The sequence below is a fragment of the Micrococcus sp. R8502A1 genome (assembly GCF_006704135.1).
Taxonomy (GTDB): domain Bacteria; phylum Actinomycetota; class Actinomycetes; order Actinomycetales; family Micrococcaceae; genus Micrococcus; species Micrococcus luteus.
The window spans coordinates 1-7,030 of the sequence record NZ_VIGS01000081.1 but is presented as its reverse complement, the minus strand read 5'-3'; the positions used below and the strand labels follow the sequence as shown (position 1 = coordinate 7,030).

Annotated in this window: 6 protein-coding genes; 5 read left to right on the top strand and 1 reads right to left on the bottom strand. The window is 72.9% G+C overall.

The genetic code is table 11. The features are described from left to right. The first annotated feature begins 85 nt into the window (after positions 1–85). The 5 genes from FLM69_RS10830 to FLM69_RS10810 all read left to right on the top strand — a co-directional run bounded on the left by FLM69_RS10830 (position 86) and on the right by FLM69_RS10810 (position 5,486). Positions 86–1,363, top strand: a complete 1,278-nt coding sequence (locus FLM69_RS10830) for a methyltransferase (protein WP_141844214.1) — start codon at positions 86–88, stop codon at positions 1,361–1,363. Positions 1,364–1,533: 170 nt separating this feature from the next. Then, positions 1,534–2,598 (top strand): siderophore ABC transporter substrate-binding protein, encoded by a 1,065-nt coding sequence (locus FLM69_RS10825; RefSeq protein ID WP_102708506.1) that lies wholly within the window; start codon positions 1,534–1,536, stop codon positions 2,596–2,598. Beyond that, positions 2,595–3,653 carry an ABC transporter permease gene (locus FLM69_RS10820; protein ID WP_084776545.1) on the top strand — a complete coding sequence of 353 codons (1,059 nt, stop codon included), beginning with the start codon at positions 2,595–2,597 and terminating at the stop codon, positions 3,651–3,653. The genes FLM69_RS10825 and FLM69_RS10820 overlap by 4 nt, the downstream gene beginning before the upstream one ends. After that, complete coding sequence (locus tag FLM69_RS10815) at positions 3,646–4,734, top strand: iron chelate uptake ABC transporter family permease subunit (protein WP_141844212.1); 1,089 nt, start codon at positions 3,646–3,648, stop codon at positions 4,732–4,734. Before FLM69_RS10820 ends, FLM69_RS10815 begins: the two co-directional genes overlap by 8 nt. Further along, the gene (locus FLM69_RS10810; protein ID WP_141844211.1) at positions 4,731–5,486 is read left to right on the top strand and encodes an ABC transporter ATP-binding protein; all 756 of its coding nucleotides are present in this window, start codon (positions 4,731–4,733) and stop codon (positions 5,484–5,486) included. Before FLM69_RS10815 ends, FLM69_RS10810 begins: the two co-directional genes overlap by 4 nt. Before the next feature lie 226 nt (positions 5,487–5,712). Here FLM69_RS10810 and FLM69_RS10805 read toward each other — a convergent pair whose 3' ends face one another. Next, positions 5,713–6,690, bottom strand: coding sequence for a hypothetical protein (locus tag FLM69_RS10805; protein WP_070708754.1), 978 nt, complete (start codon positions 6,688–6,690; stop codon positions 5,713–5,715). Positions 6,691–7,030: the final 340 nt, after the last annotated feature.

The window sequence follows — 7,030 nt, the reverse complement described above, 5'->3', positions numbered from 1 at the left end:
GTTAACCCGCAGTCACCGTTCGTCTTTGTTTTTTAACGCAGAGGAGGGGTCGCGAGGTTTAGTGCCGTCGCGTGGGCTCGGAAATGTGTATACGAGACAGGCCCTGGCCCCCGTCCTCGAGCCGGAGGGCCGCGTGCTCCTCGACTCCCTCGCCGGGTACCGCGAGGCCGACGCGCTCGCGGTCTCCTCCCGCCTGCGTGCGGCCGGGCATCCGCCGGAGCGCGTGGCCGCCGCGCTGACCCAGGCCGCGCTGCGGTCCCGGGCGGAGGCCCGCCTCGGGCGGCAGGCGCGCCGGATGCTGTTCACCCGCGACGGCCTGGAGCAGGCCACCCGCCCGCTGGTCGCGGGCCTGCATGCGGACCGGCTGGCGGCCGCGGGGGCCCGGCGCGTCGCCGACCTCGGCTGCGGTCTCGGCCTGGACGCGCGCGCCTTCGCCGACCGGGGCCTGGACGTCGTGGCGGTGGAGCGGGACGCCGTCGTCGCCGCGGCCGCCGAGGTGAACCTGGCCGGCCTCCCCGGCGCGCACGTGGTGCACGGCGACGCCGTGGCCTGGGCCCGCGCCCACGTGCCCGCCGAGGCGGACGCGGTGTGGCTGGACCCCGCACGCCGTCAGGTCGGCGGGGGCGGGTCCGCGCGCGTGTTCGACCCCGAGGCGTTCTCCCCGCCCCTGAGCGTCGTGACGGACATCGCCGCGACGGGCGTCCCGGTCGGTGTCAAGCTCGGCCCGGGGCTCCCGCACGAGGCCGTGCCGGCGGGCGCCGAGGCCGAGTGGGTGAGCGTCGACGGCGACGTCGTGGAGGCCGCCCTGTGGTTCAACGCGGCGGCCCGCCCCGGGGTGCGGCGGGCGGCGCGCGTCATGACCGTCCGGGGCGGGGAGACGACGACGGCGCAGCTCGTCTCCGGCGCGGACTTCGGCGACTCGCCCGAGGTCGAGGCCGTGGGGGAGGAGGGCATGGCGGGGCTCGTCGGCGCGGTCCTGCACGAGCCGGACGGCGCCGTCATCCGGGCCGGACTCGTGACGGACCTGGCCGCGTCCTGGCCCGTGCCGACGCGGCAGCTGGACCCCCACCTGGCCTACCTCGTCGCGCCCGAGCCGGTGCGGGACGGCCTGGCCCGCGCCCATCGGATCGAGGCGGTGCACGGCTTCCACCTGGCCTCCCTGCGGCGCTGGGCGAAGGAGACCGGGGTGGGCCGGCTGGACGTGAAGAAGCGGGGCATCCGCGAGACGCCCGAGGAGGTGCGTCGCGCCGTCCTCGGCGGGGCGAAGCCGGGCCGGCGTGGCGGGGCCGGACGGCACGCCACCCTCGTGCTGGCGCGCGTGGGTCGGTCGCGGTTCGCCCTCGAGGTGACGCCGTTGGACTGACGGGGCTCGAGGCCGCGGGCCCCGGGCGGCGGGAGCCGTCGAACCCCCGTTGGGGGATTACGGCACCCTCGTGTACGGTATTCGACTGAGGCAAGGCTCACCTCCACGGGAGCGCGCCCACCACCCCGACTGCTCATCCCGGGGCAGCCCCGCCGCCCAGAAGGAGAACCATGCCGCGTTCCGTCAGCGCCCCCCGCCTCGCCCGTCTCGCCCTGACCTCGGTGGCGGCCCTCGCCCTCGTCGGCTGCTCCGCCGGCGGCGCGGCCACGGGCTCGTCCTCCGCGAGCGCCTCCGGCGAGTCCTCGGCCTCCGCGAGCGCCGCCGGCGGCTCCTCGGCCGCCTCGGGCGGCATCGCGGCCGGGGTCACCGTCACCGACATGTCCGGCGCCGAGGTCACCCTGCCGGAGGAGGTCGACTCCGTCATCGCCACGGACAACCGCACCTTCCGCACGCTGGACGACTGGGGCGTCGAGCTGTCGGCCGCGCCGAAGCAGATCATGTACAAGGGCGAGGGCGGGCCCTCCTACCTCCAGGACGACTCGGTCGCCGACATCGGCAACCACCGGGAGCCGGACATGGAGCTGTTCGTCACCGCCGAGCCGGACGTCGTGTTCAACGGCCAGCGGTTCAACGAGCGCAAGGCCGAGATCGACGAGCTGACCGGCGACGCCGCCGTCGTGGACACGGACTTCGACGTCACGCAGACCCCCATGGACGAGGGCCTGAAGGAGCTGACCACCCTGCTGGGCGAGGCCACCGGCCACGAGGCCGATGCCGAGAAGCTCATCGCCGACTTCGACGCCGCCACCCAGCGCGCCAAGGACGCCTACGACCCCGAGCAGACCGTCATGGGCCTCATCGCCTCGGGCGGTGAGCTGTCGTACGTCGCGCCCAGCACCGGTCGCGCCATCGGCCCGTTCTTCGACATGCTGGAGCTGACCCCGGCCCTCGAGCAGTCGGGCACCGACAACCACCAGGGCGACGACATCTCCGTCGAGGCCATCGCGAAGTCGAACCCGGACTGGCTGATCGTCATGGACCGCGACGCCGCCATCGGCGAGGAGAACGCCACCGCCGCCGAGCTGATCGAGCGCTCCGAGGCCCTCCAGGACGTGACCGCGGTGAAGGAGGGCAACATCGTCTACCTGCCCGCCGACTTCTACGTCGCCGAGGACATCCAGAACCACACCACCGTCATGGAGGACCTCGCGAAGGCCTTCGAAGGCGCGCAGTGACTCTCGACGTGCGTCACCACGTCGCCGACGCCCCGCCCCGGCTCGAGGAGCCGGGGCGGGGCGACCGCGTGTGCTGGGTCCCGCCCGCCGTCCTGCGGCCCGAGCGCACCCGCTGGCAGCGCACCTGGCCGCTGCTGGTCGGCGTCGTGGTGACCGCGGCCCTCATCGTGGTCTCGCTGTTCGTGGGCGTGTACGACGTCGGCGCGGAGGGCGGACGCGAGATGTTCGCCATCACGCGCGTGCCGCGCACGGTCGCCCTCGTGCTGGCCGGCGCCTCGATGGCGATGTGCGGGCTGATCATGCAGCTCATGACGCAGAACCGCTTCGTGGAGCCCAGCACCACGGGCACCACCGAGTGGGCCGGTCTCGGCTTATTGGTGACCATGGTGCTCGTGCCGGGGGCGGGCCTGGTGACCCGGATGGCCGGGGCCATCCTCTTCGCCTTCGTCGGCACCCTCGTGTTCTTCCTCTTCCTGCGGCGTGTGCGCCTGCAGTCCTCCCTCATCGTGCCGATCGTGGGCATCATGCTCGGCGCCGTCGTGGGCGCCGCCTCGACGTTCCTCGCCCTCCAGACGGACATGCTGCAGCAGGTGGGCGCGTGGTTCGCGGGCTCGTTCACCTCCGTGGTCCGCGGCCGGTATGAGCTGCTCTTCCTCGTGCTGATCGTGTGCGTGGCGGTCTTCGTCATCGCGGACCGCTTCACCGTGGCCGGCCTCGGCAAGGACGTCGCCACGAACGTCGGCCTCAACTACGACGCCGTGATCCTCACCGGCGTGGCCATGGTGGCCGTGGCCACCGGCGTGGTCACCGTGGTGATCGGGGCCCTCCCGTTCCTGGGGCTCGTGGTCCCCAACCTCGTGTCCATGGTGCGCGGCGACAACCTGCGGACGAACCTGCCCTGGGTGGTCATGGTCGGCGTGTGGATCGTGATCGTCTGCGACCTGATCGGGCGCACCGTGATCGCCCCGTTCGAGGTGCCCATCTCGCTGATCCTGGGCCTCGTGGGCGCGATCGTGTTCCTCGCCCTGCTGCTGAGGCAGGCCAAGCATGGCTGAGCCGCTCGCGACCGCCCCGGGTCGCCTCCCCGCCCCGCCCGGTGGCGCCACCGCGGCCGGGCCCGTCGAGGCCGACGCCCCGCGCCGGTCCGGCGCGTTCGTCACCGCCGCCGACCGCCGGAGGTATGCGGTCGTCGTCGCCGTGCTGGCCGCCGTCGCCGTGCTCTCCACCGCCGGGATCCTGCTGTGGGGCAACGAGGCCGAACCCGGTTCGCGCGCGTTCTGGATGATCGCGCGGATGCGCGTGGAGTCCCTGGGCGTGATCGGCATCGTGGCGCTGTGCCACTCCTTCGCGACCGTCAGCTTCCACACGGTGACGGGCAACCGCATCATCACGCCCTCGATCATGGGGTTCGAGGCGCTCTACACCGCCGTGTCGACCGCCGCCGTGTACGTGCTGGGAGCCGCCGGCGTCGCGGTGCTGACCGGGGTGGGGCCGTTCCTCGCCCAGGCCGCGCTCATGGTGGCGCTGGCGACGGCCCTGTACTCGTGGCTGCTCTCCCGGCCCTACGGCAGCGTCCATCTGATGCTGCTCGTGGGCGTGGTGCTGGGCGGCGGGCTGGCCGCGCTGAGCACGTTCATGCAGCGACTGCTGGACCCGAACTCGTTCGACCTGCTGAGCGCGCGGCTCTTCGGCAACATCTCCAACGCCCGGACCGAGTACGTGGCGATCGCCGCGCCCATCGCCGTCGTCGTGTGCGCGCTGCTGTGGCTGCGCTCCCGCCGCCTGAACACGGTGGCGCTCGGCGCCGACGCCGCGACCAACCTGGGCCTGCACCACCGGCGCGAGCTCATGGTGACGCTGCTGCTGGTCTCCGTGCTGATGGCCATGACCACCGCGCTCGTGGGCCCGATGACGTTCCTCGGCTTCCTCGTGGCGACGTTGGCGTACAGCCTCGTCGACACCCACGACCACCGGTTCATCCTCCCGGTGGCGGCGCTGACCGGGTACGCGGTGCTCACGAGCGCCTACTTCGTGCTGCGGCACGTGTTCTACGCGGGGGGTGCGGTCACGGTGGTCATCGAGCTGATCGGCGGCATCACCTTCCTGGTCGTCGTGATGAGAAAGGGACGTCTGTGATCGAGCTGCGCGGCGTGGTGAAGCGCCACAGCGACGAGGTGTGCATCGGACCCGTGGACCTGGACATCCAGGCCGGGGGAGTGACCGCGCTCGTGGGGCCCAACGGGGCGGGCAAGTCCACGCTGCTGACGATGATCGGCCGGCTGCAGGACGCCGACGCCGGGACGATCGCCGTGGGCGGGCACGACATCACCACGACGCCGTCCCGGAAGATCGCGCAGACCCTGTCCATCCTGCGGCAGGAGAACCACTTCGTGACGCGGCTGACCGTGCGACAGCTCGTGGGGTTCGGGCGCTACCCGTACACGCGCGGCCGGCTGACCCTGGAGGACGAGCGGCACGTGTCCGACGCGATCGACTTCCTCAACCTCGGCCCGTTCGAGAACCGCTACCTCGACCAGCTCTCGGGCGGCCAGCGGCAGCGCGCGTACGTGGCGATGGTGCTGGCGCAGAACACCGAGTACGTGCTGCTGGACGAGCCGCTGAACAACCTGGACATGCAGCACTCGGTGCAGATGATGCAGCAGCTGCGCCGGGCCGCCGACGAGCTGGGCCGGACCGTGGTGATCGTGCTGCACGACATCAACTTCGCCGCCCACTACGCCGACCGGATCGTGGCCATGGGCGACGGTCAGGTGGTGGAGACCGGCACCCCGGCCGAGATCCTGCGCCCCGAGGTGCTGGAGCGGATCTTCCGCACCCCGTGCAACGTGGTGGACGGCCCGCACGGGCCCCTGGCCGTGTACTACTGAGCGGGGCGACGGTGAGGCCGGCCCGGGTCGGTCCGGGCGGGGGCCAGCTCGGTCCGGGCGGGGGTCGGGTGCCCGGCCGACGCGAGCGTTCCGTGGGCAGAACCCGCCGGGTCTCGCCTTCCGGGGGCAGGACCCGCGTGTTTCCAGGTTCCGTGGGCAGAAGCACCCTCGCTTCTGCCCACGGAACCCCTGCGCATGGACGGCAGGGCCATACGCGACGACGACGTCAGGCATCCCAGCCGTTCGAGACCTGTGCCCGTCGTCTGAGGACGGCCTCGATCACCCGCGCATATCCCTCGCCGACGTCCCGGCCCGTGACGTGCAGGGTCATCTGCCCACGCTCCGCGTAGTACTGGTCTCGCCGGGCGTCCCGGGCGTGTTGCTCGGCACTCCGGTGCACCTCGCCGTCGTACTGGAGGACGAGCCGGCAGTCCTCGAACCACAGATCGGCCTCGGGGGCGTCCCGCCGCCCGGGGTCGAACACGTGCTGCAGCGTCGGCTCGCCCAGCCCCGCCTCGACGAGCGCCAGCCTCAGCCGGGTCTCCTGCGGCGAGTCGGCACCCACCCGTACGCGCTCGAGCGCCGCCGTCGCCCGCGGTCTTCCGACGAACCGCCCGAGCGGCCGCATCGCCTCGTGCAGCGCGGTGACCGTGGTGATGGGAGGCCGCCGGCCGCGCGGGGACCAGGGGTGACGGACCAGGTGGTCACCCGCCGACACGAGGGATGCCTCGTCCCAGGGGTGGCCGATCGAGCACAGATCGAGCCAGGTCCGTTCCGGCGTCGTCACCCGTAGCCCGAGCACGGAGGTGACGTGGCCGGCGGGCAGGGGTCTGCGGTGCTCCATGACGCCGGGGATCCGCGCCCGTGCGGTGCCGCGGTGCAACGTGATCTCGACGGCGGCGCGTCGCGTGGCCCCGCCCGGGGGAAGCGGGAGGCCGTGGAGGTGCGCCGCCGTCTCGTGGGAGAGAACGGCGTCGGGACGGGACCGCAGGAGGGCGGTCAGCAGGTCGAGGCCGACCCCGTGGTGCGGCGGCGGGAGCCCGGCCGACTCCCAGGTGCGCAGCGGCATGTCACGGCGACGGTGGATGCCGCGGGCGAGGCGGAGGACGTCGGACCGCCGCACCCGGCTGGGCGGCAGACCGCGTTCGAGCACGTCGCGGGTGGTGAAGACGGGGACGAGGGGGAGATCGGGGGCGAAGGACATGGGTCGACCTTGACGCGGTCGGCCCGACGGCGGCCGGGCGGGCCGCGTGTCTGTGCACACCGGCGCGGGGTGGGCCGGCTGTGCAGGACTCGGCGGCGGCCGGTTGTCCCGCCGGGACGACGTCGTCATGGCTCGGTGGGCAGAACTGCGAGGAGTTCCGCCCACGCAACATCCGTGGGCAGAAGAGAGGGTGCTTCTGCCCACGGAGACCGAAAACCTGGGGGTGGTGACCACGCGCAGGGCGGGGGGGGGGGTTCTGGCCACGGGGGGGGGGGGGCGGTTCTTATAACCACACTGCGCCGCCGCCGCGCACATCAGTGGACACACTCTTGGTGGCGGA

Coding starts and splice junctions, on each gene's coding strand:
- FLM69_RS10825 (WP_102708506.1), top strand. CDS start 1,534: ATGCCGCGTTCCGTCAGCGCCCCCCGCCTCGCCCGTCTCGCCCTGACC.
- FLM69_RS10805 (WP_070708754.1), bottom strand. CDS start 6,690: ATGTCCTTCGCCCCCGATCTCCCCCTCGTCCCCGTCTTCACCACCCGC.
- FLM69_RS10815 (WP_141844212.1), top strand. CDS start 3,646: ATGGCTGAGCCGCTCGCGACCGCCCCGGGTCGCCTCCCCGCCCCGCCC.